The sequence below is a fragment of the Nocardioides sp. HDW12B genome, assembly GCF_011299595.1.
Lineage (GTDB): Bacteria > Actinomycetota > Actinomycetes > Propionibacteriales > Nocardioidaceae > Marmoricola_A.
The window spans coordinates 1,261,258-1,286,900 of sequence record NZ_CP049867.1 but is presented as its reverse complement, the minus strand read 5'-3'; the positions used below and the strand labels follow the sequence as shown (position 1 = coordinate 1,286,900).

Genomic DNA, 25,643 nt, shown 5'->3' with positions numbered 1-25,643 from the left:
GATCAGCCGCCCGTGGGGCCCGACGACCCGGATCCGGGAGCGTCGTCGTTCCAGTCCGGGTCGTTGTCCCAGGACTCGTTGCGCTCCTCGACCTTCTCGAGCGCGCGCGACGCCTCCTCGCGAGTGGCGTAGGGCCCGAGCCGGTCGGCGTTCTTGCAGCCGTCGCGCGGCTCGACCGTCTTGTGGGTCAGGCAGTACCAGTACTCGTCGTCGTCGCTCATGACTGTGATCCTTCCGTCGCGAGGGCGAACCTACACTCGTCGGCGTGACTCCGATCGCTCCTGCGGCCCTCTCCCCGCGCCGCGCCGTCCCCGCGGCCGTCGACCGCCCCGAGTACGTCGACCAGCCCGCCCCCCTGCCCTTCCGCGGCTCCGAGGTCAAGGACGCCGAGACCATCGAGCTGATGCGCGTAGCGGGCCGGCTGGCGGCCCGCGCGCTCGCCGAGGTCGGTCGTCACGTGCAGCCCGGTGTCACCACCGACACGCTGGACCGGGTAGGCCACGAGTTCCTCCTCGACCACGGCGCCTACCCCTCGACGCTCGGCTACCGCGGCTTCCCGAAGTCGCTGTGCACCAGTGTGAACGAGGTCATCTGCCACGGCATCCCCGACGCTCGCGTCGTCGAGGACGGCGACATCGTCAACGTCGACATCACCGCCTACCTCGGCGGCGTGCACGGCGACACCAACGCGACGTTCCTCGCCGGTGACGTGGCCGACGAGACCCGTCTCCTGGTGGAGCGCACCCACGAGGCCCTGCACCGCGCCATCCGAGCCGTGCGACCCGGCCGCCGGGTCAACGTCGTCGGACGTGTCATCGAGGCCTACGCCGCCCGCTTCGGCTACGGCGTGGTCCGCGAGTTCACCGGCCACGGGATCGGCACCGCGTTCCACTCCGGGCTGGTGATCCCCCACACCGACGAGGACCGCTACGACGACCTCATCGAGCCGGGCATGACCTTCACCATCGAGCCCATGCTGTGCCTGGGCACCGCCCAGTGGGACATGTGGGACGACGGCTGGACGGTCACGACCAAGGACAAGCGCCCGAGCGCGCAGTTCGAGCACACGCTGCTCGTCACCGCCGACGGCGCCGAGATCCTCACGCTCCCCTGACCGGCCGGTCCTAGGCTGGGCCCATGGCCCGCTTCGTCGACGTACACCCGCAGGACCCGCAGCCGCGGCGCATCGCGCAGGTCGTGGAGATGCTGCGTGACGACGCCCTCGTGGCCTACCCGACCGACTCGGGATACGCCCTGGGGACGCGGTTGGACAACCCGCAGGGCACCGAGCGCATCAAACGGATCCGCCAGCTCGACGACAAGCACCACTTCACGCTCGTGTGCGCCGACTTCGGCCAGCTCGGTCAGCTCGTGCAGCTGAGCAACGCCGCGTTCCGGGCGGTGAAGGCGGCCACGCCGGGGCCCTACACCTTCATCCTGCCCGCGACGCGCGAGGTGCCACGCCGGCTCGCGCACCCCAAGAAGCGCACGGTCGGCGTCCGCATCCCCGACCACCCGGTGGTGCGGGCGCTGCTCCGCGAGCTCGGTGAGCCCCTGCTGTCGAGCACGCTCCTGCTGCCCGATCACCCGGAGCCGCTGACGGACGGCTGGCAGATCAAGGAGGAGCTCGACCACGCCGTCGACGTCGTCATCGACGCCGGGGACTGCGGCACCGAGCCGACCACGGTCGTGGACTGGTCCGAGGGCGCCCCCGAGGTCACCCGTGTGGGTGCCGGGGATCCCGATCGTTTCGCCTGAGCGCTAGCAGAAGATCCCTGCAGATGCATATTTTTCGTCTTACGTGCCCCTTGACCCGCTCTGTCCGAGTTGGAAAGGTCGCACCGGTGCGGTCACGAGCCGCACGAACGCGACTCGTCTCCGAGAGGACTGACTGCATGAGGAACCTGAAGCGGCCGACCGCACTGGCCGGAGTCACCGGAATGCTCCTGGCGGGGCTCCTCGCTGCCGGCAACGGCACCGCCGAGGCAGCCCCCGAGCGCGACAGCCGCGCCGCCGTCGTGGGCCATCGCACCGCCGCGGCCAGCGATGCCGCCGCGGCCGAGCGCATCCGCGACTACTGGACGCCGAAGCGCATGCGCGCCGCCGACCCCCTGGTGGTCTCCCCGTCCACGTCGTCGGACACCACGGTCGAGCGCGGCACGCCGCAGACCGTGCGCGGCCAGGTCGCCAAGGGCAAGCCCGGCGGTGGCAGCAGCAGCGGCTACCTCGGTGGCCCGTGGACCGGGGGCGGCAACGTCGTCAAGACCACCGGCAAGGTGTTCTTCACCCTCGGCGGCTCCAACTACGTGTGCTCCGGCAGCGCGGTCACCTCGCCCAACAAGAGCACCGTGACCACGGCCGGTCACTGCCTCAACGAGGGCCCCGGCGACTACGCGTCCAACTTCTCCTTCGTGCCCGCCTACGACAACGGCTCCGCGCCGTACGGCGAGTGGGTCGCTACGCAGCTCTTCACCACCACCGAGTGGGCGACCACGGGCGACTACAACTACGACGTCGGCATGGCCAAGGTCGGCACCCTGAACGGCGCCACGCTGACCGAAACGGTCGGCAGCCAGGGCATCGGCTTCAACCAGGCTCGCGGCCAGTTCGTGCACGCCTTCGGCTACCCGGCCGCGTCGCCGTACGACGGCCAGGAGCTGGACTACTGCTCCGGCACCACCACCAACGACACCCGCGGCACCCAGGACATGCGCCTGGCCTGCAACATGACCGGCGGCTCCTCCGGCGGTCCGTGGTTCCAGCAGTTCTCCGGCGGCAACGGGGTCCAGGTCTCGGTGAACTCGTTCGGCTACCGCGGCGAGAAGAACGCGATGTACGGGCCGTACTTCGGCTCGGTCATCCAGACGCTCTACACGACCGCCTCGGCGTCCTGACGCACCCGCAGGCGGGAGACGAACCCCGCCTGCTGCGGCACCACGTGACGGCCGCGCGCCCCTACCTGCGGGGGTGCGCGGCCGTCGTCGCGTCCGGCCCGGGCGAACTGAGGACGGCGTGTGTCGTTCCCGGGTTTCCGAAGCCGGATCCGTGGCATGGTCCCTGACGAGGCGATCCACATCCCGGGAGGACAGGTCCATGAGCGAGTCCGCGCACGACGACAGCAGCACCGACACCCAGACCGAGGAGCAGGCCGACGGCTCGACCGAGACCGAGAGCCAGCAGGCTTCCGGGTCGAGCGACGACAGCGGCTCCGACGGCGAGCAGGACAACGGCTACGACCCGGCCGAGAAGGAGCCCGGCTCGGACGAGGGCCAGGGCGCCTCCGAGGACGACAAGGTCGAGAAGGTCGAGTCGGAGGGCTTCGACGTCGACGAGGTCGACATCGACGACCGCGACCACACCGAGGACGACGAGGACGAGATCGAGAAGGAGCGCGAGGAGCGGCTCAAGCCCGAGAACCGCCCCGAGAACGCCGAGGTGGACAACACCCAGCGCACCTTCCTCCCCGAGAAGGGCGTCTTCGAGGACAGCCCGGACGAGGCCCGCCCCGAGGGTGACCCCACCTTCGAGGAGGAGTCGATCACCGAGGGCTCCGACGACGATGACGACAGCAGTGACGACGCGGACGAGGACGACGCGGACGCCAAGGACGACTGACGTGGGCCGGGTGCCACACTGACCCGGTGAGTCGACCCGACCCGGACGCCTGGGACCCCCAGAGGTTCGTCACCGAGCCGCCGGTCCCCCGCCCCAACCGGGACGCGCTCGGGCAGAGCCTGCGCGCCGCGTGCGCGTTGATGCTGACCACGCTGGTCGCCCTCGCCCTCGCTCTGCTGCCCGAGGTGGACCGGGCGGTGCGGGTGGCGGTGGAGTTCACCGTGCTGCCGTTCCTGCTGGCGGCGGTGTTCATCGCGCTCGTCGCGTGGTCGAGCCCGCGCGCCTGGCGGGTCCGGACCTACCTGGTGGGGGTCGGCGCCTTCGGGGTCGTCGTCATCACCGTCGTCCTGCTGGCGAGCGGCCGGTCCTGAGGCACAGGACGCTCAGCCGAGCTTGAACGGGTCGCGCGTGCCCCCGGTCAGCTCGACGAAGACCGACTTGTTCTCGAGGTACTCGTCGACGGCGTCGGAGCCGTTCTCCCGGCCGATCCCCGACAGGCCAAACCCGCCGAACGGCATGTTGGGCGCCACGACCCGGTAGGCGTTGATCCAGACCGTGCCGGCCTGCAGGCGCGCCGCGACCCGGTGGGCGCGGTGGACGTCCTTCGTCCACACCGCCCCGGCCAGGCCGTACGGCGTGTCGTTGGCCAGCCGGACGGCCTCCTCCTCGTCGGTGAAGGTGTACGCCGACAGCACCGGACCGAAGACCTCCTCCTTGACGATCGTGGCCGTGGGGTCGGCCAGCACCACCGTGGGCCGGACGAACAGCCCGCCGAGGTCGGCGTTGGGCTCGCCCCCGCAGGCGATCGTCCAGCCCTCGTCCCGGGCGCCGTCGAGGTAGCCGAGCACCTTCTCGTACTGCGGCCGGTTGGCCACCGGGCCCATCTCGGTGTCGTCGGCCGTGGGGTCGCCCTGCTTGATGGCGTTGGCGCGCTCGACGACCTTGGCCACCAGCTCGTCCTTCACCGACTCGTGCACGATGAGCCGCGAGCCGGCCATGCACGTCTGCCCGGTGGCGGCGAAGACGCCGGCGACCAGGCCGTTGGCGGCGGCGTCGAGGTCCGCGTCGGCGAACACGACCTGCGGGGACTTGCCGCCGAGCTCCAGGGTGACCTTGTTGATGTTGGCCACCGCGGCCTGGGCCACCTTGGCGCCGGTGGCCGTCGAGCCCGTGAAGGCGACCTTGTCCACCCCCTGGTGCGAGGCCAGGGACTCACCCGTCGAGCGGTCCCAGCCGGTCACGACGTTGAGCACCCCGGCCGGCAGGCCGGCCTCGTGCAGCACCTGGGCGAAGGCGACCGTGGAGGCCGGCGCGTGCTCCGACGGCTTGACCACGCAGGTGCACCCGGCGGCCAGCAGCGGCGCCAGCTTGAAGGTCAGCAGCAGCAGCGGGCTGTTCCACGGCGTGATGGCTCCCACCACGCCGACGGGCTGGCGCAGGGTGTAGCCGAAGTACGCCGCCGGGTTGACCGCCGGGACCGTCTTGCCCTCGATCTTGTCGGCGAGACCGGAGAAGTAGGAGTACCACGTGCCCAGTGCCTGGAGCTGACCACGCATCTCGCGCATCAGCTTGCCGGAGTCGCGGACCTCGAGCAGGGCGAGCCGCTCGGCGTTCTCGGTGATGGCCGTGGCCACCCGCCGCAGCACGTCGGCGCGGGCGAAGCCGCTCATCTGGCCCCACTCCCCCTCGAAGGCCGCGCGGGCCGAGGCCACCGCCCGGTCGACGTCCTCCGGCGCACCGTCGGCGAGGACCGCCCAGGACCGTCCCGTGTAGGGGTTGGTGGACTCGAAGGTCCTCCCGGACGCCGCCTCGACGACCTGGCCGCCGATGAAGAGCCCGAAGCGCTCCAGCTCCCCGGGGGCGGAGGTGGCAGTGGACTCGGTGGACGGTGCGGTCACGGGCGCTCCTCGGGTCGGCCGGGCGGACCGGTCGTGGCTGTCGGTGCCTCCGACGCTAGGAGGCGTCGGTGCGCCGGACTATCCGTTGTCTGCCGGGCAGGGTCCGCTCAGCGCTGCAGCGCAGGGTCCGCTCAGCGCTGCAGCGTCGCGCTGGGCAGCTCGTGGAACTGCTCGCGGTACTGCTGGGCGAACCGGGACTGGTGGAAGAACCCCCACCGCAGCGCGATGTCGGTGACTCGCTCCCGCTGCGGGTCGGCGCGCAACAGGTCGGCGCGCACCTTGCCGAGCCGGATGCGGCGCACGTAGGCCATCGGCGACTCCCCCAGCTGCTCGGAGAAGGCGGCGTGCAGGGTGCGGACGCTGACGCAGGCGACGCGCGCCAGCAGCTCGGGCGTGAGCTCGGCGTCGGCGTGCTCCTCGATGTAGCGCACCACGGGGGCGAGACGTCCCAGGCGTGCGCCGTCCTCGCGGCCGGCCAGCGCGTCGGTGTACTGGTGGCGCCCAGCGTGCAGCAGCGCGGTCAGCACGTAGGACTCGAGCTGGGCCCGGGCCAGGGGCATGTCGCGCAGGCCCCCGGGACGCTCGAGCTCGGTCGCCAGCAGCTCGACCGAGCGCAGCAGCGTCATGCCCGGGGCGGTCGAGAGGTCGAGCCCGAAGTCGAAGTCGACGGCCTCGGTGACCGGGCGCCCGATGAGGTCGGCGAGGTGCGACTCCAGCCCGCTGCGCGGGACCTTGAGGATCAGCTGCTCGGCGTCCGGCGACCACCGCACCGTGTTGCGCTGGCTCGGGTTGAGGACCAGCCCCCGCGTGCGGGCGGGCGTGTGCTCGCGCGTGCCGTCGGAGCGGTGCGCCCAGGTGGCTCCGGTGAGCTGCAGGTTGACGTGGTACCACTGCTCGGCCGCCGGCATCCGCAGCTCGGTGTCGGCCTGGTAGGTCAGGTAGCCGAGGGTCAGGAAGCGATCGCTGACGGCGTTGAGCCGCATGTCGATGGCGTCGTGCTCGCCGACCAGCTCGTGCGGGAGGTAGACCCGCGTCACCGCGTCCCGCGCCTCCTCCAGGCTGCGCGTGGACATCACGACGTCGTCGGTGAGGTACTCCTGGGTCGGCATCGTCAGGTCTCCTGGTCCCGGTCCGCGCGCGCCGCCGCCCGCGACGCCGTGACGAGCGTCACGTACGGCGTCAGCCTAGCCAGGGCCTCAGCGTCCCAACAGGTCCAGCGCGGCCTCGACCACCGACAGGGCGTCGAGCCCGTGAAGGGCGTAGGCGTCGGCCAGGTCGGAGGACTGACCGAACTCGGTCACCCCGAGGCAGCGGATCGCGTCGCCGCGGGCCCCGGCCAGGAACGCCAGCGTGTGCGGGTGCCCGTCGAGCACGGTCACCAGCGGAGCGGGGTGCGCGGCGGGCAGCAGCAGGTCGAGCACGCCCGACCCGCCGCCCATGGCCCGGCTCCCCCGCTGCTGGAAGGACCGGAACACCAGGTCGGGGCTGGTCAGGCACACCACCCCGGCGACGACGCCCGCCTCCCCGAGCCGTCGAGCGGCGTCGAGCACCTCCGGCATGACGGCGCCGACCCCGACCAGCGTGACGTCCTCGGTGGCCGGGTCGTGGCTCGTGACACGGTAGCCGCCGCTCACCGCCTGACGGCGGCGCCGCTCGCGCAGCACCTCGTCCTCCGGCACCGCGGCGAGCGCCGGGTCCACCGGACGCGTCGTCAGCCTGAAGTACGCCGACGTCCCGCCGGGCACTCCCACGGACCGCATCGCGTGCAGGAAGCACCACTCGAGGTCCTGCGCGAAGGCCGGCTCCCACGCGACGCATCCGGGCTGCTCCAGACCGATCGAGGGCGTCGAGACCGACTGGTGGGCGCCGCCCTCGGGGGCGAGCGTGACGCCGGACGGGGTGCCGACGAGGATCGACTGGCCCCCGGCGTACAGCCCGAAGGACCAGGGCTCGAGCGCGCGGGCGAGGAAGGGGTCGTAGAGCGTGGCGATCGGGATGAGCCGCTCGCCCCAGCGCGACCAGGTCGCCCCGAGCTCGCCGAGCAGGCCGACGAGGTTGACCTCGGCGATCCCGAGCTCGATGTGCTGCCCGCTCTGGGACTCGGCCCAGCGCAGCACCCGCTGCTCGTCGTCGGCGAACCAGTCGTGCCTCTCGGTGACCGACCAGACGCCGGTCTTGTTGATCCAGCCGCCGAGGTTGGTCGAGGAGGCGACGTCGGGGCTGCAGGTCACCACGCGCGACGCCGCGCCGGGGGCGTCGCGGACCAGGTCGGCGAGCAGCCGTCCCAGGGTGGCCTGGGTCGAGACGGCCTTGCGGTGGGGGTGGCCCAGCTCGGTGGGCACCTCGACGTCACCGGTGGGGGTGACACCGCGTCGCGTGAGCGCCGTACGCCGCTGCCGGCACAGCGCGGCGGCCGCGGAGCCGTCGTCGAAGCGGCGCCAGGGGTCGGCCAGGTCGGCGCCCGTGGCGTCGGCCAGCGACTGCATCTGCGGCTCGGTCAGCAGCACGGAGTGGTTGTTGGGGTGGCCCTCGGTCGGCAGGCCGCGGCCCTTGACGGTGTAGGCGAACACCACGGTCGGGCGGTGGTCGTCGACACTGCCGAAGGTGTCGACCAGCAGCCCGAGGTCGTGCCCGCCCAGGTCGCGGACCGCGGCCGCCAGGTGCGCGGTCGGGGTCGACTGCAGCAGCTCCTGGAGCTCCGGGGACCCGTCGGATCCGTCCGGGCCCATGATGCGCTCGGCGATCTCGGCGGAGTCCACGCGCAGCATGCGCTGGTACTCCTCGTTGGGCATCGCCTCGAGCCGGCGCCGCAGGTGGTCGCCGCCGGGGCGATTGAACAACGCCGAGATCAGCCGGCCCCACTTGAGTGTCACGACCTGCCACCCGGCGGCGTGGAACATCGCCGAGAGCCGCTGGATCTGGATGTCGGGCACCACCCGGTCGAGGGACTGCCGGTTCATGTCGACGACCCAGAGCAGCTCGCCCAGGCTCGCGACCTGCGGGTCGGCGACCGCCTCCCAGATGGCGCCCTCGTCGAGCTCGGCGTCGCCGAGAAGGCTCACGAAGCGGCCCGCGGGCGGGGCGTCGGCGAACTGCGAGCGCACGTAGCGGTGGGCGATGGCCGCCCAGAGCGCGGCGGTGGCGCCGATGCCGACCGAGCCGGTCGAGAAGTCGACCGTGTCGGGGTCCTTGGACCGCGACGGGTAGGACTGCAGCCCACCCCTCGCGCGCAGGGTGGGCAGGTAGCGCTCGTCGAGGTCGCCGAGCAGGTAGTTCACCGCGTGGAGGACGGGCGAGGCGTGCGGCTTGACCGACACCCGGTCGAGCGCGGTCAGCTCGTGGAACCACAGCGCCACCATGATGTCGACCATCGAGGCCGACGAGGCCTGGTGGCCCCCGACCTTGATGCCGCTGGGGTTGGGACGTCCACGGTTCGCGGCGTCGACGATCGCCGCCGAGAGCCACAGCACCGTGCGCGACACCTCGCGGAGGGTCTCCAGGTCGGGGGCAGCCGGTGCGTCGGCGTCGGTCGCGCGGCGTCGCTCCGGCTGGTCGGTCTCGTCGTCGTGGAGCTCGGTCACGCGGTGGCCTCGTCTTCGGTGTCGGTGTCGGTGTCGGGGTCGGGGTCGGGGTCGCGGCCGGCCGTCGGGGTCCCGGCGTCGGGACCGCGCCCCAGCAGGCCCAGCATCCACGCCGTGTCCTGCCCGAGGTCGGGACCCAGGGTCTCGATCGGCAGGGAGACCTGGCCCACCACCGGCACGATGCCGGGGAACGCGACCTCGCGGACCGCTCCCTCGACCTCGATCGGGAGGTGCTGCACCATGCCGCGGGCACGGTACTGCGGGTCGTCGACGATGTCCTCGGCGCGGTAGATCGGGCCTGCCGGCACCGAGGCCTCGTCGAGCACGCGCAGCACCTCGGCGCGCGGGAGCCGCCGGGTCCAGGTCTCGATCGCCTCGTCGAGCTCGTCGCGGCGGGCCCACCGGCCGGCGTTGCCCGCCAGGTCGGCGTCCTCGGCGAGGTCGTCACGGCCGATCGTCCGCATCAGGCGACCGAAGATCGAGTCCCCGTTGCCGGCGATGACGACCGACGTCTCGTCGGCGCAGAGGTAGGCGTTGGACGGGGCGATGCCCTCCATCCGACCGCCGGTGCGCTGGCGCAGCACGTCGTAGGCGGAGTAGTCCGGCACCAGCGACTCCATCATCGAGAACACCGCCTCGTGGAGGGCGACGTCGACGTGGCGGTCGCTCGGGGTGACCGGGTCGGCTGCGAGCCGGCGCCGCTGCTCCCGGTCGAACAGCGACATCACCACGCCGAAGGCGGCGTACAGGCCGGCGATGGAGTCCCCGATGGACACGCCCACCCGGGCCGGTGGCCGGTCGGCGTCGCCGACGAGGTCGCGCATGCCGCCGAACGCCTCGGCGACGGCGGCGAAGCCCGGCCGGCCCGCCATCGGACCGGTCTGGCCGAAGGCGGAGACGCGGGCGACGACCAGCTCGGGATTGGCCTCGCTGAGCACGTCGGCGCTGAGCCCCCACCTGTCGAGGGTCCCGGGGCGGAAGTTCTCGATGAGGGCGTCGGAGCGGCGCACCAGGTCGAGGACGGTGTCGCGCCCCTCCTCGGTGCGCAGGTCGATCTCGACCGAGCGCTTGTTGCGGTTGATGGTGCGGTACAGCATCGACGTCTCGCCCGCGTAGAGCCGCCACGTGCGCAGCTCGTCACCGGTGCGGGGCCGCTCGACCTTGACGACCTCCGCGCCGAAGTCGGCCAGCAGCCGGCCCGCCGTGGGCGCGGCGATGTAGTTGCCCAGCTCGACGACGCGGATCCCACGCAGCGGACGGTCGGCGTCCAGCCCGTGCGGCTGCCCGTTCGGCGCGCTCACGCCTGCCTCCCGACGATGAGGTCATGGGGCAGGTCGCCAGGGAAGTCGCCGGCCTTGCCGAGCAGTGCCTGCACCGGGCTGTCGAGCTGCCCGGCGAGCCAACCGGCCACGCCGACGAGGGCGTCGACGCGCGGGGCCGGCGCCGCGGTCGGCGTACCGGCGCGACGGAGCTGGTGCACGAGGTCCTCCATGGCGATGTTGCCGGTGGCCGCCGGGGCGAAGGGGCACCCGCCGAAGCCGCCCACCGACGCGTCGAGCGCGACGCGGCCGCCGTGGCCGGACAGGTCGAGGGTCGTGGCCGCCCACGCGTTGGCGTAGCCGGTGTTGCGCGTGTTGTGGAAGTGGAAACGCAGGCGGGGCACGCGGTCGTCGTCGGCCACGAGCGCGGCGAGGTCGAGGACCTGGGGAGGTACGCCGACCCCGACCGTGTCCGCGAAGGCCAGCTCGTCGATGCCCAGATCGGCCACTCGGTCGACCACCGCGGCGACCTGCGCCGTGGTGACGATCCCGCTGAAGGGGCAGCCGAAGGCGACCGCGAGCGTGACCGAGACGCCCATGCCGGCCTCGCGGGCGACAGTCACCGCGGCCGCGGCGTGCTCCATCATCCCGTCGACGGGGACGCCCTGGTTCCGCACGCTGAAGTCGTCGGTCACCGGCACCACGACGTTGACCTCGTCGCAGGAGGCGGCGGCCGCCCGCTCGGCGCCGCGGCGGTTCAGCACGAGGCCGATGAGGGAGGCGTCCAGGCCGCGCAGTCCGTCCATGACCTCCTCGGCACCGGCCATCTGCGGCACCCGGGCGGGGCGGACGAAGCTGACGGCCTCGACCCGGCGGGCACCGTCGGCGACGAGTCGTCGTACGAGCTCGACGCGGGTGTCGACGTCGAGGGTGCGGGCCTCGTTCTGCAGGCCGTCACGGGGGCCGACCTCGACGAGGTCCACCACGGCGGGCGGTCGGGTGGTCACGGGTCGGTGCTCCTCGGGCGTGCAGCGGGGGCCGGGACGGTCCTCTGACCGGATCGAGCCTCGCGGAGGCGTTCTGCGGTCACTATCCGGCGGGTGCGGAGTCCTGTCCGTTCCCCGCAGAGCTGCCCCACGCCTCTGGCGCGGCCGGTCCGAGGTGCGTCACGATCCCGGCCATGGACTACACCGAGGCCCGAGCCGCCTTCTTCGGTGAGCGGGAGGGCGACGCCCGACCGCTCGACTGGACCAGCCCCGCCCGCCGGCTGCGCGACGCGATCGAGCCGATCGCGACCATCTGCTTCTGGAGCGAGCCCGCCTACGACGCCTACGCCGCGGAGGGCCTGGACTTCCTCCAGGGCTACGTCTACGGCCGCGGCTGCGTCCTCGGCGACGCCGAGCCGGCGGTTGCCGCGGCCGCCTTCGGGGTCTTCGAGCCGGGTCTGGTCGCGGACCTGTTCGCCTCCGGACGGGCCACCTGCTCCGTCGAGGCGGTGCGGGCGGCCAAGCAGCATGGCGCCGTCGCAGCGCTGCGCGAGTGCATCGGCGATCCCGAGGAGCTCGCCGACGTGGTGGCGGTGCTGCGGCGAGCCTGCGAGGCCGCCGACCCCACCGGCCGCGCCCTGCACGCCGGTCTGACCTCGCTGCCGTGGCCGGACGACCTGGTCGGGCAGCTGTGGCACGCCTGCTCGATCCTGCGCGAGCACCGCGGTGACGGGCACCTGGCCGCCCTGGTCGCAGCCGGGGTCGACGGGGTGCAGGCCAACCAGCTCACCGAGCTGTGGGTGGGCTGGGACCCGTTGGCCTACACCGGCTCGCGGGCGTGGGCCCCCGAGACGATGGGGGCCGGGACCGCGTCGCTCGAGGCCCGCGGATGGGTCGCCGACGGTGCCCTCACCGACGCCGGCCGCCAGGTCCGGGAGGACCTCGAGACCGCCACCGACCGGTCGGTCCAGGTCGCCGTGGACGCCCTCGGCGACGACCTCGACCGCGTCGTGGTGCTGCTCGACGACTGGGCCGGCCGGGTCGTCGCGCGTGGTTGGTTCCCGCCCGACCCCTACAAGCGCGCCTCCGGCTGACCCCACCCGGTGGTCGATCTCGACGGGCTCGATCCAAGGAGCAGCGAGCGCCAGCGAGCGTCGTCGAGACCCCGGCCCCGGTGGTCGAGCAGCGAGCGCCAGCGAGCGTCGTCGAGACCCCGGCCCCGGTGGTCGATCTCGACGGGCTCGATCCAAGGAGCAGCGGGCGCCAGCGAGCGTCGTCGAGACCCGGGCCCCGGGACGGCTGACCCCACCCGGGCCCGAAACGCGTTAGGTGGTGGCTGAACAGGTCATAGGCCTGTCCAGCCACCACTTAAGACACCGAACCGCGAGCACCGACGACACGTGTCTCCCCGGTGGTCGATCCCTCCCCGGTGGTCGAGCAGCGAGCGCCAGCGAGCGTCGTCGAGACCGGACGAGCCGGTCACCAGGTCTCGACTGCTCGCTGCGCTCGCGCTCGACCGACGAGCGAGATCAGGGCTCGACGACGACCTTGATGGCGCCGTCGGACTTGGACGAGGCCACCCGGAACGCCTCCTCGATGTCGTCGAGGGAGAACCGGTGCGTCACGACCGGGTCGAGGTCGAAGCGTCCGGTGCGCACCAGCTCCTGGGCCCGCTCGTACTGACCCCGCCCGCCGTTGCCGCCGATGCCGAACACGGTCAGCGTCTTGGCCATGATCGGGATGACCGGGAGCGGCGGCAGGTCGTTGGCCCAGCCGATGTGGGCGACCTTGCCCTCCTTGCGGACCAGGTCGAGGCACATCGCCGACGAGGCCGGGAAGCCCGAGGTCTCGATGACGATGTCGGCGCCGACCCCGTCGGTGAGGTCCAGCACGGCCTGACGGGCGTCGACCTGGGTCACGTCGAGGCAGTCGCTGGCGCCGTACGCGCGGGAGACGGTGAACGGCGCCTCCCGGGCGTCGGTGACGATGAGCTTGCCGGCGCCCGACAGCGCGCACAGGCGGGTCAGCGCCAACCCGATCGGGCCCTGGCCGAGGACGACCACGGTCTCGCCGAGCATGATCCGCAGTCGGTCGACGGTGTTCAGCCCCACGGCCAACGGCTCGAGGAGCGCGGCCTGCCACGCCTCGACGCCGTCCGGGCGCGGGATGAGGTTGACCACCGGCACCGCGACCTTCTCGGTCAGGCACCCGTCCGACCACAGCCCGATGAGCTTCTTCTTCTTGCAGTCGAACGGCTTGTCGGTGTGGCACTCGGGGCAGTCGCCGCACGGCAGCGACGGCTTCACCGCGACCGGGCGGCCGACCCATGAGTCGTCGACCTCCTCGCCGACGCTCTCGACGCGTCCGGAGAAGTCGTGGCCGGGCACGCGTGGGAACGGCGTGTCGATGCGCCCGTCGTACTGGTGCACGTCGGTGCCGCACAACGACGCCGCCTCGACCTTCACCACGACCCAGCCGGGGCCGGCCTCCGGCTCCGGACGGTCCTCGAGGACGACCTGCTCGAGGCCGGTCAGGACAGCAGCGCGCACCTCAGACCCCCTCGGGAGCGAACTCGCGGTTGCGCATGATCTCGAAGGCCTGCTCGACGTGCCCGCTGGCGTGGCCGATGATCAGCGGCGACCACTCCTCGACCGTCATCGTGCCGAGGTCGGGGATCTCGACGACGCGCGACAGCACGTCGGCACCGACCGCCCCGCCGGCGGTGGCGAGGCTTCGACGGGTGCTGGCGAGCTGGCGCCGGGCGATCTCGATCGTCGGCGGCGGGTAGCCGGTCAGGTCGTGGCCCACCTCCTCACGGAAGATGAACGACAGCTCGGGGTCGTGCTCGATGCGCTTGAGGTCGCCGAGCCACAGGATCGCGCACATGTTGATGTGCGACACCACCTGCGCGACCGTCCAGCCGCCGTCGAAGTGAGCGCGGTGGAGATCGCCGTCGCTGAGGCGCCCGAGGGCGTCGTCGAGTCGGGCGAGGGCGGCGTCTGCGTCGGCAAGGGCGGCGCTGATGGCCTCCGGCACCTGGTCGGTCATGGCACGTGCTCCTTCCGGGCTCGGGTGAGCCGCGTCGTCCCGAGCCTCACCCACCGCCGGTCGCGCCGATATCCAGGAGGTGCGGGGCGTTGTCCGCTGAGCGCAGGCCCGCGGTGTCGCGCCCGGTGGGGCTCAGGCCAGGAGGCCGGTGACCGGGTCGCGATCGGTGATGCAGTACGCCGCTCCGACCGGGTCGGTGAGCACGGTCCACCTCGTGTGGCTGCCCACGACCACGGCTCCCAGTTCCTCGTGGCGAGCGGTCTCGGCCTCCCGGTCCTCGGCGGCCAGGTCGAGGTGGGCGGTGACCCGCTCCTGCTCGTCGTCGAGGCGCTGCAGCAGCAGGCGCAGCGGCTGGCCGGCCGACCGGGTCAGGCTCTGGAACTGGGTCGACACGCTCGACGCGTGCAGGCTCTCCCCGGTCAGGTCGCGCCAGAACGTGCACTCCGCGTCGTACGACGAGGGCGGGATGTCGAGGCACACCTGGTCGACCAGCGACCGGTGCCCGCCCGGCCACACCGCCGGTGCGGGTCGGTGCGACGCCCGGTGGCCGACGAAGCAGAACGTCATCCCGCCAGGCGAGTCGAGGACGACGTACCCGTGCTCGGAGCGGTGCTGCACCCGAGCACCGAGGGCGACGGCGCGGTCGGCCTCCTGGGCGGGCGAATCGACGTGGAGGTCGAGGTGGATCCCGCCGGGGCCGTGCTCCAGCTCCTGGACCCGCAGGAAGTCGTCCCCGTCGCCGGGCACGAGCGTCGCGAACTCGTCACGCTCCCCGCGCCGGGGCGAGACGTCGTAGCCTGTCACCCGGCTCCAGAAGGTCGCCCCCGTCTCGAAGCTGCCGGGCGGGAGGTCGAGGAAGGCGCTCATCCAGAACACCCGCCCCACCCTAGGCTGGCGGCGTGCGCATCGTCTCCCTGCTGCCGTCGGCCACCGAGATCCTCTTCGACCTCGGGGCCGGGGACGACGTCGTCGGCGTGACCTTCGAGTGCGACCACCCGGCCGAGGCCCGGCAGCGCCGGATCGTGTCGACGACCGCGCTGCCCGCGGGACTGTCCCCGAGCGAGATCGACGCGTTCGTCGCCGGGGCGGTGGCCCGCGGCGAGGACCTGTACCACCTCGACGCCGGGGCGCTGGCGGACCTCGACCCCGACCTGGTCGTGACCCAGGACCTCTGCGCGGTCTGCGCGATCGACGTCGACACCGTGGACGGCGCGCTGCAGCACCTGGGCTGCCGGGCCGAGGTGGTCACGGTCGACCCGCAGACCCTCGCGCAGGTGCTGGAGTCGGTGCTGACGATCGGCGCCGCGACGTGCCGCTCCGACACAGCCGCCGGTGCGGTGGCCGCAGCGAAGGCGCGGCTCGACGTCGTACGGCGACGCGTGGCCGGCCGCCCGCGCCCGCGGGTGCTGGTGCTGGAGTGGACCGACCCGCCGTACTCCCCCGGCCACTGGCTGCCCGACCTGGTCGAGGCGGCCGGCGGTGTCGTGGCGCTGGGCGCGTCCGGCGCGCGGTCGTCGCGGATCACGTGGCACGACGTGCGTTCGGCAGCGGCGGACCTTGTCGTGGTGGCGCCGTGCGGCTACGACCTCGACTCAGCGTCGGGCCTGGCCCGGCAGCTGGTGGACGACGGGCTGCTGCCTGCCGACGTGCCGGTGTGGGCCGCGGACGCCAACGCGTCGTGGACCCGCCCCGCGCTGCGGCTGGTCGACGCCGTCGAGGACCTGGCGGCGGTGCTCCACCCCGCCGAGGACCTGCCCGCCCCCGCGACGCTGGCGGCGGTTCACTCCTCGAAGAGCCGCGCCTCCGCCTGACCGGAGGAGAACTGCAGCCCCACGCGGGCCACGTCGCTCGGCGGCACTCCGACGCGCTGCAGCACCACCTGGACCTGAGCGACGAGCCAGACCTGTCCCTGCAGCGCGGTGGCCTCGGCCTCGGTGCGGGTCCGGAACCACAGCACCGGGTGGCCGTCGCGCCCCGGCAGCCAGTGCCCCTCGTGGACGCCCCACGGTCCCAGCGACGCCACGAGCGGGACGATCGCCGCGTCCACGGCCCGGCGGGTGGCCTCGCTGCTCACCTCGTCAGGCTAGCCGTCGGGTCCGGTCCACCGCGTGGCCCCGAGGAACCACGCTGCTACCTTCGCCGGGACCCAGCGGAAGGACTCCCGTGCTCGACGTCGAGATCGACAGCACCTCTGCGGTGCCGCCCTTCGAGCAGCTGCGGAGCGGCATCGCCGGCCTGGTCGCCCGCGGCGAGCTGCCTGCCGGCGCCCGCCTGGACACGGTGCGCCAGCTGGCGACGGATCTGGGCCTGGCCGCCAACACGGTCGCGAAGGCCTACCGCGCCCTCGAGGCCGACGGCGTCATCACCACCGAAGGACGCCGCGGCACCTTCGTGAGGTCGCGCCACCTCGAGAAGAGTTCGGGCACTCTCGACCAGGACGCCGCGGCGTTCGCACGCTCGGCCCGTCGGGCGGGCCTGTCCCGCGAGGAGGCCACGCGCCTGCTCGAGCGGGCCTGGGAGTCCTGAGCCCGCACGCGGTCGTGACCCCTACCGGCTCAGCCGTGCCGACACGTAGTCGTCGTTGCAGCGCTCGAGCTCGCCGTTCGGCCTCACGTCGCAGTGCGGGCCGTGCATCCATCCCTTGGTGACGGTGTAGACGTCGAGCAGGGCGCGCTCGTTGCCGGGCTTGGGGTCGTGCGCGGTGTTGTCGACGGTCATCGTCACGCGGTCACGGGCGAGGTCCCACCGCGAGGTGACCGGCACGGACGTCTGCGAGCCGCCGGCGGTGAAGAACGTCCCCCGCGTCACGCGGCGCCCGTCTCGGTACGTCGTGATCACGCGCAGCATGCTGTCGTCGGCGTAGTAGACGCTGCCCCCCACCCACGTGCGCTCCTTGCTGACGCGTTGGATGCGCGCGGTCAGCTTCGTCTGCTCGTGCGTGTAGGTCATCGTGCCGCTCAGCAGCTGGTAGGCCGGGCCCTGCAGCGCCTCCCCACCCTCGTCGACCACGGTGCGCGTCTCGGCGTGCGCCGGCGGTGCGAGCGCGACGCTGGTGGCCACCAGCGCGACCACGGCAGCAACACTGCCCAGGACGGTGCTGCGGCGGGGTGCTCCGACGGTTGACACGGTGCTGTCCATGATGGCTCCTCGAGATCCGGGCCCTCGGTCCGGGCCTCTGGTGCCGAACCTAGGCCGCTCGCCCCCTGCAGCTCAGGGACCAAGGGCACTGGCATCGAGGTCCACCGACGACTCTGCGTCGCTGGGGACCTCAGCAGGGCAGCCGGTAGCGGCGCTCCCCCGCCGTCACGTCGAGGACACGGTCGGCGCCAGGGAGGTCGGTGAGCACCAGCTTCGCAGTGCCGTCCGAGGTCACGTCAACGATGCCGCACCGCAGCCCGGCCCGCGCCATGTCGACCGCCACGCGTCGTACGTTGCTCAGCTCGATCTCCAGACGCTGGCGCTGGTCGAGCAGGTCGCCCGCCACCCACTCGAGTGCCGTGACGATGGCCGGCAGCGGCGACGTGACCGGGGTCGGCCCGCTGCGGACGACGTCGTGCGCCCGGGCACGGAGCCCGGAGGTGCGCGCCTGCACGCGTGCCAGCGAGCCGGGTGCGTCCGAGCGCGCCTGGAGCTGGGAGGTCCACCAGGCCGTGGTGGCGCCGATACCGAGGTCGCGGCGCGTCAGGTGGGGACGCCAGGTGTAGTCGACGACGTGGGGGTTGCGCTCCGCGGCCGGACGACCGAGGCCCTCGACGACCGTGGCGAAGCGGTCCTGCGTCGCGAAGACCAGGTGGTCCTCGCCCGGGTAGCGCACGAAGAGGTGCCGCAGGCCGGCCTCGTCGAACGCCGCGACCTGCGCTTCGACCGAGGTGAACGGCACGAGCTGGTCGAGGAACCCCTGCGCGACGCGGTACGGCGTCCAGCGCGCGTTCTCGACGAGCTCGACCGTGCCGCCGTCAGAGGTGCACCGGCCACCGAAGGCCGGCGTCGTGAGGTCGTCGCCGTCGAGCGAGACCCCGCACTTCGGCGGCCCGGCCAGGCTCATCGCGCCGGCGTACAGGTCGGGGTGCGCGAGGCCCAGCTTGTAGGCGGCGTACCCACCCATGGAGTAGCCGGTGAGCTGCGTGTGCCGGGTCGACAGCGAGTAGGCGGCGCCCAGGGAGCGCCACACCGCCCAGAAGTCCTCCTCCGCCTCGTCGAAGTACCACCCGTCCGGACCGCGGCCGAGCGTCGTGGCACAGATCGAGTCGCGCCGCTCGCACAGCTGCTGCATCAGCAACGGGTCGTAGGCGCCGTACTGGTTGTGGTTGACGTCGAGCGAGTGCAGGATCCACGTCAACGGTGTGCCACGGCCGGGCTCGTAGCCCTGCGGCACGTAGACGCCGTACGGCTGGACCGGGCTGAGGTAGTTGGCCCGGCCGTCACCGGTCGCCCCGCCCTCGTTGGCGACCACGCCGGCGCCGAGGTCGAGGCGCGAGACGTACCAGCGGTTGCTGTAGCCGCGGACCAGGGGCTCGCGGGTGCTGACGCGTCGCGCCAGCCGGGACCAGTCCACGACCTGGGAGAAGCGCGAGACGTCCCCGCCAGCGAGGGTGTCGGCCTGGTTGTCCTCCATCCAGAAGTTGCCGGTGACGTAGCGGGCCAGGCCGTCGGCTCCGAGCTGGTCGAAGGGCGGGGTGCTGGCGAGGGCCTCCTGGGCGGCGACCTGCAGCGCCGCGGTCATCGAGTCGGTGTGCACCGGCGGCTCCTGCTGCGCGGTGCGGAACGCCAGGTTGTAGACCCGCGGCAGCCCGACCGCCGGCAGTCCGCCGGCGACGCTGGGGGTCGCCATCGTGCGACCGTCGGGCGATGCCAGTCCGGCGCCGAGGCGCACGCGCCACTCACCGTTCGCAGGCAGCAGGGTGCGGGGCACCCGGGCGACGAACGAGCGCGTCCCGCGGTCGACGGTCAGCCGACCGCCCCGGTCCGTGACGTCGACGCTGGTGCCCTTCTGCAGGTCGTGCAGCCAGGCGCCGCGGCTGGACACGACCAGAGCCTTCTCGATGCCATCGGAGCGGACTCCCGCTCCTGCGGGCCAGTCGGACCCGCCGGTCGAGGCGTCGCCGTCGGTGTCGAACGTCCACACCGCGATCGGGACCCGCGGCTCGGCGAGCGTGTTCCAGTCCACGCGCCAGAAGGTCGCCCGGTCGGTGGCGCCCGCAGCAGCGACGAACACGTCGGCGCCGTTGCCCTTCGCCGGCCCGGCCGGGTACTCGTAGACGCCCTGCGTCGGGGCCAGCTTGGCCACGTTGTCGACGGTGAAGGCGCTGGGGACAGCCGCACCGTGGTCGTCGTACACGAAGTCCGACCAGTACGACGCCCCGTCGTGCAGGCGACCGGTGCCGGAGGTCCGCGACAGCTGCTGCGTGAACGGCCACCCGTCCGGGCTACCCAGCTTCGGCTCCGCCCGTTGGGCAGCCGCGGGCGCTCCGACCGGTACGTCGTCCGCGGCCGACGCTGGTGCCAGCGGCAACGCCGTGCCGAGGACCGTGGTGAGAGCGACCAGCGAGCTGACGAGCAGACGGGACACGGGACCTCCGAGGTGGGGACGCCGCCCGACGCGGACGGCACCGCCACGGTACGTTCCGGAGGCCCCTCGTTGTCAGTCATGTGACAAACCACCGCGGAGCGCCACCGCAGCGTCGCGCTCGCACAGCCGCACCCGTCTGCCGTCGAGCGACAGAGCGGTCAAGTGGGGGGGTGCGGATGAGCTGACCTGTAGGCCGGGTTCTGTCCTCGCTGACCTTGCGGTCACCTGCGATGTGCGGCCATCCATCTGGGACTGCCGTTGCCGGCAGCCTCGTGCGATCTACCCGTGAGCTCGGGCGGGCCGCCCTCGAACGCTCACGCAGGCCGGTCCAGGACCGGCCCTCTTGATCTTGCTCCTGGTGGGGTTTACCGAGCCGCTCCGGTCACCCGGAGCGCTGGTGGTCTCTTACACCACCGTTTCACCCTTGCCGCCGCTCGGCCGGAGCCGAGCAACGGCGGTCTGTTCTCTGTGGCACTGTCCCGCGGGTCACCCCGGGTGGGCGTTACCCACCACCATGCCCTGTGGAGCCCGGACCTTCCTCGACGCCGGTCTCCCGACGCCGCGACCGCCCGGTCAGCTCATCCGCGCCCTCAGTGTACGGCGACGCGCGGTGGTCCGGCCTCAGCTGTAGCGGTGGCTCTTCTCGCTGTGCCCGGCCGGTCGCGTGCAGCTGCGCCCGCCCATGTTCTTGTGCCCGCAGAGGGCCTCGACGGGCTCGGGCGCGGACGCGTCGGTCGCCTTCTCCTCCCGGTCGGTCGCCGGGGGTGCGACCGGAGGCCGCGTCGCTGCCGTCGTACGTCGTGCCGGTTGCGCCGCGCGGGCGGCACCGCCGGCGGCTGTCCTCTGGGCCTGCTCGTAGCGCTCTTCCCGCATCGCGCGGAGGGCGTCCATCTTGCTCATCGTGTCTTCACCCCCCGAGCCTAGGCCGCCCCACCGACAGGTCCCCTCAGGCGCGACCGAGGGGCGCCGGCCAACCCCGGACGTGGACCGCTGGGCGGGCTGATCCGGGACGCGACGAGGCCCCAGGAGCGGTGCTCCTGGGGCCTCGGTCGTGCGGTCGGGCGCGCGGCCCGACCGGTGAGGTCAGTCGCCGACCTTGGCAGCGGCGTCCTTGGTGGCCTTGGCGGCCGAGGTGGCCGTCTTCTTGGCCGCGGTGCCGGTCGCCTTGGCGCTGCTCGACGGGCGCGAGGACTGGTTCTTGGCCGTGGTGCGGGTCGACTTCGCGCCGCTCTTGGCGGTGGACGCGGTGGACTTCGCCGCACCCTTCGCAGCCTCGGCGGTCGAGGCGGCCTGGTTCTTGGCCGTGTTGGCGGTGGAGGTCGCGGCGCCCTTGGCCTGGCTGCGCGTGGTGCCGGCAGCCTTCTTGCCCTGGGTGCGGGTGGTCTTCGCCTTCGACGAGGTGGTCTTGGCGTTGCGCTTGGTCTCCTGGGTGGAGCTCTGGCGACGGATGCGCTCGACCAGAGTCTCGCCGCGGTCCACGAGCTGGCCGTAGGTGAGCTCGCGCTCGCTCAGCTCGGCGGTGATGCGGGCCTGGATGCGGCTCGGCACCGACTGGACGCTCTTCTGCAGCTCGGTGAAGCGAGCCTCGACGGCGGCGCGGCGGGCCTTGGCCTCGCGGGTCACGGTGTCGAGGTCGATCTGGCGGGCGTCCTGCTGGACGTCGTTGATGCGCTTCTGGCTGTGGGCCAGCGAGCCGCGGACGGCCTCGACGGCGCGGTCGGTCACGCCGACACCGGCGTACAGCGGGCGGGTGGCGGGCTTGATGTCGAACTTGGCGGTAGCCATGTGAGCTCCTTCTCTTCCCGGATGAACACCGGGTCGGGATCGTGTCGTTCTGGTCTGGGCGGGCGCCGTGAACAAGCGCCTCTACTTTCTAGTATCCCCAACCCTGGAAGGACAAACTCGATTCCTGGTGTGTGCCAGGACACGTCAGCGAGCGGCCTCGCGCGAGGCCTGCAGACACCTCCGCAGCACCATCGCCTCACGGCACAGCACGGCGATCTCGGACACCGCGTCGCCCGTCGCGCCCCGCGCACCTCCGCGACCACGTCCACCCCGCACGCCCCACACCTCACCCGGTACGTCGACCCCGCGGCGGACGGCGCGTGCGGCCCGGCGCTCGACGAGACGGCGCAGGGCCTCCACCGACTCCTCGGCCACCTCGAGCAGCTGCACCGACGAGGGAGGCGGCTGGTGGTCGTCGACCCGCGACGGGTCGACTGCAGCCACCGGCAGGTCCGCGAGGTCGCCGACGAGGTGCGCCCGCGTCGACGTCACGGCCTCGCGGGTCCGCGCGTTCCACGCCAGCGCGAAGTCGGCCGTCCGACGGTCCAGCAGCGGCCGGGCCTCGCTGTCGCTGCGCGCCGCCAGCACCTGCCCGGCCAGCACCTCGCGGACGGTCGCGTTGTAGTCCGACAGGGCGAACCTCCCCGCCCCTCCGAGACTCCCGGAGGACCCGTCGCGGCCCCCGCGCCCGGCCAGCTCCGCGTTGACCAGCCGCAGCAGCTCGGCCGAGGCGTAGCCCAGCGACGTGTTCACGCTCGTGTCCTGCGCCCCGATCCGGGGGTCCAGGCCGACGACCCCGCTGAAGCGCTGCCACAGCAGCGACCGGTCACCTCCGGAGTCCGGCACCGTCACGACGTGGATGCGCTCGGCCGGCACGAAGCGGCGCCAGACCTCCAGCATTCGCGCGACGTCCTGGGCGTGACGGAACTTCACGGCGGCCGGGTCGGCGAGGCGGCCGGGGCGGGCGCGGCGGCCGGTGGCTCGCCGGGCGCCGCGGCGGAACTCGGGCCACGACAGCGTCGAGCCGTTCCTCACCATCGTCTGCCACTGGGCCGGGACCGTGCCGGCCGCGTCCCGGACGGTGAGGACGACGTGGACCTCCGCCTCGCCCAGTGAGCTCATCACCCGGCGTGCCTGCTCGGGTCCGGCGTGGCTGAGGAACTCCATCGACACCACGGACGGGCCGCGGTGGCGCAGCACCTCCCGGGTGAGCGCGCGCCAGGCCCCGTCTGCCTGCGCCCGGATCGTCGGGTCGCCGTGCGTCGAGCCCATGACGTCCTGGACGGCGCGGACCTGGTGGCGCCAGGTCTCGCCGGGGAACAGCACGCCCTGCTCCGCCAGCTGCTCGCGGTGACGCGTCAGGACGCTCTGCAGGTAGGTCGTGCCGGTCTTCATCGTCCCGATGTGCAGGTGCACGACCGGGGTCGCCGGCGACGTCCGGGTGGACGACAGGGACCGGTGCTGCCGGGACAGGGGATGCCGGGACAGGGGCTGCGGGGACGTCAGGGAGGAGGTCACGTCTCCAGCGTGCGACGCCGCTCCGTGGGGGGCGAGGGGTGTCGCCAGGTGTTCACCCGATGGTGGTCGACCCGTCCCCGCGTCGTCGCCGCAGGGCGAATTCGACCCGTCGCTCGACCGGGTCGGCCTCGGTGAGCCGGACGACGACGTCGGTCCCGAGCGGCAGCGGCGCCTCCCCCACGACCGTCGCCTCGACGGCCGGGTCCCGCAGCACCACGTCGCCCCGGGTCGGCTTGCGGTCGTCGACGTCGACGAGCATGGCGGCGAAGTCCTCCCCCACCCGGTCACGCAGCACCGCGGCCTCGACCAGGTCGAGGACGGCCCGCTCGTAGGCGTTGGCGCGGCGCGTGGACTCCCGCATCGTGGTGGGCAGCGCCTCGAGCTCCGCGAGCACCCAGCCGGGCACCGGCTCCCCGGCCGACAGCGCGACGCACACCTCCCCGGCGTACCGGTCCACGAGGCGCCGCAGCGGCGCCGTCACGTGGGAGTACGTCGACGCGATCGCGGCGTGCGTCGGCTGCTCGGGGAGCCCGTCGGTGAAGGTGACGTAGCCGGAGCCACGCAGCAGGACCGTGCTGGCGTCGAGCATCGCCGCCTCCGCGGCCGTCGAGGCGTCGAGGCGTCGGATGAAGTCGGGGTAGGCCTCCCCGGCCGGCCAGTCCACGCCGAGCCCCTGCGCCACGCGCCGCAGCCGCTCCACGTCACGCGGGTCCGCCGGGGCGAGCGTGCGCAGCACACCGACCCCTGCCTCCCCCATGATCCGGGCGGCGGCCATCCCGGTGAGCAGCGAGATCTGGGCGTTCCAGCCCTCCACGGGCAGCGGCGTGCGGAACGACAGCTCCCAGCGGCCGTCGACCTGGGTGACCTCCTGGTCCGGCAGCGGCAGGCTCACCCCGCCGCGGGCGACCTCGAGGGCGAGCCGCAGCTCGCCGACCTCACGCAGCAGCTGGAAGACGGGCTCGGCGGTGCCGGCGTCGAGGTCGGCCTGCACGCCCGCGTAGGACAGCTTCGCGCGGCTGCGCACCAGCGCCCGCTCGACGGCGACGTCGGTGAGCTCGCCGGTGGCATCGAGACGCAGCGTCCACAGCAGCGCGGGCCGGGGCCCGTCGGGCAGCAGCGAGGCGGCGGCCTCGGAGATCGCCTTCGGGTGGAGCGGCACCTTGGCGTCGAGGCCGTAGAGCGTCTCGCCGCGTCGGTGCGCCTCACGGTCGACGGCACCACCGGGGTCGACGAAGGCGGCCACGTCGGCGATCGCGTAGTGGACGACGTACCCGCCGCCGTCGCGCTCGAGGTGGAGCGCCTGGTCGAGGTCGCGCGCCGTCTCGGGGTCGATCGTGACGAAGGGCAGGTCGGTGCGGTCGAGCTGCGGGAGCCGCGGGGCGGCGGCGGAGGCCTCCGCCTCGGCGTCCACCTCGGCGGGGAACTCCGGCGTCACGCCGAGCTCGTCCTGGAGGGCCTCGATGCCGCGGCGCAGCAGCTCGCCGTCGGCCTCCAGCCCGCTCGTGGTCACGTGTACGACGCGTCTGGGCACGCTCGGCTCCCTCCCCGCCCCCGGGACCGGGGGACGACCCCCTCACCCTAGGGTGGGCGCCGTGCTGATCCTGCTGCCGCCGTCGGAGGGCAAGTCCTCCCCCCGCCGCGGCAAGCCGCTGGCCCTCGACGGGCTGTCGTTCCCGGTGCTCACCGACGCCCGGAGGACGGCGATCGACGCCCTCGTCGACCTCTGCTCGACGCGCCCGCCGGCCGAAGCAGCCCGGACGCTCGGGCTGGGGCCGACCCAGACCGACCTGGTGGAGGCCGACGCCGCCCTGGAGTCGGCACCGACGGCACGCGCCGACGCCGTCTACACCGGGGTGCTCTACGAGGCCCTCGACCTCGCCTCCCTCGAGACTGCCGCCCGACGACGGGCCACGGCGTGGGTGGCGGTCACCTCGTGCGTCTTCGGCCTCGTGCGCCCCGGCGACCGGATCCCGGCGTACCGGCTGTCCCCGCAGGTCACCCTGCCGGCGCTGGGGACCGTGAGCGCGCACTGGCGCCGCCACCTCGCGCCCGCGGTGGACGAGGCGCGCGGCAAGGGGCTGGTGGTCGACCTGCGCTCGGGCTCCTACGTGCCGTTCTGGCGTCCCGCGTCGGGCGACCGCGGCGTCGTCTCCGTCCGGGTGATGCACGAGCAGGGCGGCAAGCGGTCGGTGGTCAGCCACTTCAACAAGGCCACCAAGGGCCGCATCGTGCGGGCCCTGCTGCAGGACGGCAGCAGCGTGGGCACGGCGGCGCGCTTCGCCGAGCAGCTGCGCGACCTCGGGTGGGTCGTGGAGGCCGACGGATCACGCCTCGACGTGGTCGTCACCGACCTCTGACCCGCGGCGCGCAGAGGACCGGCGAGG

General features: G+C 73.1%; 25 protein-coding genes and 1 other RNA gene. 9 read left to right on the top strand and 17 right to left on the bottom strand.

The genetic code is table 11. The annotated features are described in order from the left end of the window. Positions 1–2: 2 nt before the first annotated feature. Positions 3–221 (bottom strand): hypothetical protein, encoded by a 219-nt coding sequence (locus tag G7072_RS06085; RefSeq protein WP_166084719.1) that lies wholly within the window; start codon positions 219–221, stop codon positions 3–5. Between the two features lie 44 nt (positions 222–265). On the opposite strand from G7072_RS06085, the gene map reads away from it, so the two are divergent. The 5 genes from map (at position 266) to G7072_RS06060 (ending at position 3,986) form a co-directional block, all read left to right on the top strand. Further along, complete coding sequence (gene map, locus G7072_RS06080; RefSeq protein ID WP_166084718.1) at positions 266–1,114, top strand: type I methionyl aminopeptidase; 849 nt, start codon at positions 266–268, stop codon at positions 1,112–1,114. Between the two features lie 23 nt (positions 1,115–1,137). Then, a complete protein-coding gene (locus G7072_RS06075) occupies positions 1,138–1,758 on the top strand; it encodes an L-threonylcarbamoyladenylate synthase (protein WP_166084717.1) in 621 nt (206 codons plus the stop codon). Positions 1,759–1,895: 137 nt separating this feature from the next. Next, positions 1,896–2,894, top strand: coding sequence for a peptidase (locus G7072_RS06070; protein WP_166084716.1), 999 nt, complete (start codon positions 1,896–1,898; stop codon positions 2,892–2,894). A 199-nt stretch (positions 2,895–3,093) separates the two neighbouring features. Next, positions 3,094–3,615 carry a hypothetical protein gene (locus G7072_RS06065; RefSeq protein WP_166084714.1) on the top strand — a complete coding sequence of 174 codons (522 nt, stop codon included), beginning with the start codon at positions 3,094–3,096 and terminating at the stop codon, positions 3,613–3,615. Positions 3,616–3,641: 26 nt separating this feature from the next. Then, positions 3,642–3,986: a hypothetical protein gene (locus G7072_RS06060; protein ID WP_166084713.1), complete on the top strand. Its 345-nt coding sequence runs from the start codon at positions 3,642–3,644 to the stop codon at positions 3,984–3,986. Positions 3,987–3,998: 12 nt separating this feature from the next. On the opposite strand, the gene G7072_RS06055 is transcribed toward G7072_RS06060, so the two are convergent. From G7072_RS06055 to G7072_RS06035, 5 genes are all read right to left on the bottom strand, one after another. Further along, on the bottom strand, positions 3,999–5,513 hold the full coding sequence (locus G7072_RS06055; protein WP_240917169.1) for an aldehyde dehydrogenase: 1,515 nt from the start codon (positions 5,511–5,513) through the stop codon (positions 3,999–4,001). A 131-nt stretch (positions 5,514–5,644) separates the two neighbouring features. Next, complete coding sequence (locus tag G7072_RS06050; RefSeq protein WP_166084712.1) at positions 5,645–6,622, bottom strand: AraC family transcriptional regulator; 978 nt, start codon at positions 6,620–6,622, stop codon at positions 5,645–5,647. An 87-nt stretch (positions 6,623–6,709) separates the two neighbouring features. After that, entirely contained in the window at positions 6,710–9,094 is a 2,385-nt protein-coding gene (locus G7072_RS06045) for a pyruvate dehydrogenase (protein ID WP_166084711.1), read from the bottom strand. Next, a complete protein-coding gene (locus G7072_RS06040; RefSeq protein WP_206063300.1) occupies positions 9,091–10,395 on the bottom strand; it encodes a CoA transferase in 1,305 nt (434 codons plus the stop codon). The genes G7072_RS06045 and G7072_RS06040 overlap by 4 nt, the downstream gene beginning before the upstream one ends. Then, on the bottom strand, positions 10,392–11,360 hold the full coding sequence (locus tag G7072_RS06035) for a hydroxymethylglutaryl-CoA lyase (protein WP_166084710.1): 969 nt from the start codon (positions 11,358–11,360) through the stop codon (positions 10,392–10,394). Before G7072_RS06035 ends, G7072_RS06040 begins: the two co-directional genes overlap by 4 nt. Positions 11,361–11,533: 173 nt before the next feature. Between G7072_RS06035 and G7072_RS06030 the strand changes: the two genes are divergently transcribed. Continuing rightward, on the top strand, positions 11,534–12,433 hold the full coding sequence (locus tag G7072_RS06030) for a hypothetical protein (RefSeq protein ID WP_166084708.1): 900 nt from the start codon (positions 11,534–11,536) through the stop codon (positions 12,431–12,433). A gap of 435 nt (positions 12,434–12,868) precedes the next feature. Here G7072_RS06030 and G7072_RS06025 read toward each other — a convergent pair whose 3' ends face one another. From G7072_RS06025 to G7072_RS06015, 3 genes are all read right to left on the bottom strand, one after another. After that, the gene (locus tag G7072_RS06025; protein ID WP_166084707.1) at positions 12,869–13,888 is read right to left on the bottom strand and encodes an alcohol dehydrogenase catalytic domain-containing protein; all 1,020 of its coding nucleotides are present in this window, start codon (positions 13,886–13,888) and stop codon (positions 12,869–12,871) included. Between the two features lies 1 nt (position 13,889). Then, entirely contained in the window at positions 13,890–14,387 is a 498-nt protein-coding gene (locus tag G7072_RS06020) for a DinB family protein (protein WP_166084706.1), read from the bottom strand. 132 nt (positions 14,388–14,519) lie between these two features. Continuing rightward, on the bottom strand, positions 14,520–15,254 hold the full coding sequence (locus tag G7072_RS06015) for a VOC family protein (protein ID WP_166089750.1): 735 nt from the start codon (positions 15,252–15,254) through the stop codon (positions 14,520–14,522). Between the two features lie 32 nt (positions 15,255–15,286). Between G7072_RS06015 and G7072_RS06010 the strand changes: the two genes are divergently transcribed. Then, entirely contained in the window at positions 15,287–16,198 is a 912-nt protein-coding gene (locus G7072_RS06010; RefSeq protein ID WP_166084705.1) for an ABC transporter substrate-binding protein, read from the top strand. Here G7072_RS06010 and G7072_RS06005 read toward each other — a convergent pair. Next, complete coding sequence (locus tag G7072_RS06005; protein ID WP_166084704.1) at positions 16,168–16,461, bottom strand: hypothetical protein; 294 nt, start codon at positions 16,459–16,461, stop codon at positions 16,168–16,170. The two genes, G7072_RS06010 and G7072_RS06005, sit on opposite strands and share 31 nt — an antisense overlap. Before the next feature lie 89 nt (positions 16,462–16,550). Between G7072_RS06005 and G7072_RS06000 the strand changes: the two genes are divergently transcribed. Continuing rightward, positions 16,551–16,913, top strand: a complete 363-nt coding sequence (locus tag G7072_RS06000) for a GntR family transcriptional regulator (RefSeq protein ID WP_240917168.1) — start codon at positions 16,551–16,553, stop codon at positions 16,911–16,913. Between the two features lie 21 nt (positions 16,914–16,934). On the opposite strand, the gene G7072_RS05995 is transcribed toward G7072_RS06000, so the two are convergent. The 7 genes from G7072_RS05995 to G7072_RS05965 form a co-directional block, all read right to left on the bottom strand. Next, positions 16,935–17,525, bottom strand: a complete 591-nt coding sequence (locus G7072_RS05995; protein WP_166084703.1) for a hypothetical protein — start codon at positions 17,523–17,525, stop codon at positions 16,935–16,937. 130 nt (positions 17,526–17,655) lie between these two features. Then, positions 17,656–19,956: a prolyl oligopeptidase family serine peptidase gene (locus G7072_RS05990; protein WP_166084702.1), complete on the bottom strand. Its 2,301-nt coding sequence runs from the start codon at positions 19,954–19,956 to the stop codon at positions 17,656–17,658. Between the two features lie 173 nt (positions 19,957–20,129). After that, positions 20,130–20,537, bottom strand: an RNA gene (gene rnpB / locus G7072_RS05985) — RNase P RNA component class A. A 40-nt stretch (positions 20,538–20,577) separates the two neighbouring features. Continuing rightward, the gene (locus G7072_RS05980; protein WP_166084701.1) at positions 20,578–20,856 is read right to left on the bottom strand and encodes a hypothetical protein; all 279 of its coding nucleotides are present in this window, start codon (positions 20,854–20,856) and stop codon (positions 20,578–20,580) included. A 183-nt stretch (positions 20,857–21,039) separates the two neighbouring features. Further along, a complete protein-coding gene (locus tag G7072_RS05975) occupies positions 21,040–21,741 on the bottom strand; it encodes a hypothetical protein (protein ID WP_166084700.1) in 702 nt (233 codons plus the stop codon). 144 nt (positions 21,742–21,885) lie between these two features. Continuing rightward, positions 21,886–23,259 (bottom strand): hypothetical protein, encoded by a 1,374-nt coding sequence (locus tag G7072_RS05970; RefSeq protein WP_166084699.1) that lies wholly within the window; start codon positions 23,257–23,259, stop codon positions 21,886–21,888. 52 nt (positions 23,260–23,311) lie between these two features. After that, positions 23,312–24,790 (bottom strand): RNB domain-containing ribonuclease, encoded by a 1,479-nt coding sequence (locus G7072_RS05965; protein WP_166084698.1) that lies wholly within the window; start codon positions 24,788–24,790, stop codon positions 23,312–23,314. A 61-nt stretch (positions 24,791–24,851) separates the two neighbouring features. Between G7072_RS05965 and G7072_RS05960 the strand changes: the two genes are divergently transcribed. Beyond that, entirely contained in the window at positions 24,852–25,616 is a 765-nt protein-coding gene (locus G7072_RS05960) for a peroxide stress protein YaaA (RefSeq protein WP_166084697.1), read from the top strand. Positions 25,617–25,643: the final 27 nt, after the last annotated feature.

What these genes read in the sequence shown, in the direction of transcription:
- G7072_RS06075 (WP_166084717.1), top strand. Translation starts at nt 1,138, where the DNA reads ATGGCCCGCTTCGTCGACGTACACCCGCAGGACCCGCAGCCGCGGCGC.
- G7072_RS06085 (WP_166084719.1), bottom strand. Translation starts at nt 221, where the DNA reads ATGAGCGACGACGACGAGTACTGGTACTGCCTGACCCACAAGACGGTC.
- G7072_RS06070 (WP_166084716.1), top strand. Translation starts at nt 1,896, where the DNA reads ATGAGGAACCTGAAGCGGCCGACCGCACTGGCCGGAGTCACCGGAATG.
- G7072_RS06015 (WP_166089750.1), bottom strand. Translation starts at nt 15,254, where the DNA reads ATGAGCGCCTTCCTCGACCTCCCGCCCGGCAGCTTCGAGACGGGGGCG.
- G7072_RS06030 (WP_166084708.1), top strand. Translation starts at nt 11,534, where the DNA reads ATGGACTACACCGAGGCCCGAGCCGCCTTCTTCGGTGAGCGGGAGGGC.
- G7072_RS05995 (WP_166084703.1), bottom strand. Translation starts at nt 17,525, where the DNA reads ATGGACAGCACCGTGTCAACCGTCGGAGCACCCCGCCGCAGCACCGTC.
- G7072_RS05975 (WP_166084700.1), bottom strand. Translation starts at nt 21,741, where the DNA reads ATGGCTACCGCCAAGTTCGACATCAAGCCCGCCACCCGCCCGCTGTAC.
- G7072_RS06050 (WP_166084712.1), bottom strand. Translation starts at nt 6,622, where the DNA reads ATGCCGACCCAGGAGTACCTCACCGACGACGTCGTGATGTCCACGCGC.
- G7072_RS05980 (WP_166084701.1), bottom strand. Translation starts at nt 20,856, where the DNA reads ATGAGCAAGATGGACGCCCTCCGCGCGATGCGGGAAGAGCGCTACGAG.
- G7072_RS06020 (WP_166084706.1), bottom strand. Translation starts at nt 14,387, where the DNA reads ATGACCGACCAGGTGCCGGAGGCCATCAGCGCCGCCCTTGCCGACGCA.
- G7072_RS06065 (WP_166084714.1), top strand. Translation starts at nt 3,094, where the DNA reads ATGAGCGAGTCCGCGCACGACGACAGCAGCACCGACACCCAGACCGAG.